Annotated in this window: 1 protein-coding gene; it reads right to left on the bottom strand. The window is 60.0% G+C overall.

Features of this window, described 5'->3' with window-relative positions; all coding sequences use genetic code 11:
• Nucleotides 1-689, bottom strand: a 689-nt coding sequence (locus AC0L3L_RS36375; protein ID WP_473642189.1) for an IS5 family transposase, incomplete at its 3' end; no start/stop codon positions are given.
• Between the last annotated feature and the right edge of the window lie 168 nt (nucleotides 690-857).

Raw genomic sequence — 857 nt, 5'->3', positions numbered from 1 at the left:
ATGTCGCGGATCACCGCTCCCAGCATGGTGCGCAGGCGCTTGAGCTGCCGGTTGGCCCGTTTGAACTGCTTGGCATGAGCATAGCGCTGATGCTTGATCAGCGCGATCTTGCCGACCCGCGCATAGGATTGGCGCAGGGCAATGCCATGCCTCTTGGCCAGCTTCACCAGCCGCTCACGGGCGCGATGCATCAGCTTGGCGTCGGTCGGGAAGGTGATGGCTTTTTCCTGCACCGTGGTATCGACGATTACCGCGCGGAAGTCCGACGGCTTGGCCGCCCCCAGCCTGGCCGCCGCTGCAAGACTTTCCTGAAGCAGCGCCATCAGCCGCTCTTCCCCCATACGCAGCCGCCAGCGCGTCAGTGAAGTGCGGTCGAAGGGCAAACGGTGCTGGAAGAACTCATCGCCGCAGAACAGCTGGTAGTAGGGATTCTCCAGCCAGCGTTCGCACAGGCTTTCGTCGGACAGGTTGTGCATCGACTTGAGAATGGCCAGTCCCGCCATTAGCCGTGTCGGCAAAGGCGGCCGGCCAGGATCGTCGTCATAGACCTCGCCGAGCCGCTCTTCCAGGAAGCGCCAGTCGATCGTCTTGGCCAGCTTCACCAGCGCATGATCCATATTGAGGATGTGGTCGAGCCGGGATCGCAACAGATCCGTCTGGCCGCTCTCGCGCCGTTCCTTCGGTCGCATCGCTTCGCTTCCCTCGTAGCTTCGTCATCGCCTCGAATCACGCAGAACAAGCGCATCCAATTTGCCGGAAATCGCAGCCTCTAGCCACGAAATTCGGCAATCTGAAACCTCAAATCAGGGGAAATTGTTAAACAGAATCAAAGCATTCCGAGTTCTTCACGGACGACT

This window comes from Mesorhizobium sp. WSM4849 (assembly GCF_055811385.1).
Note: the sequence above shows the minus strand (reverse complement) of the source record. Positions and strands in the feature narration are given on the sequence as shown.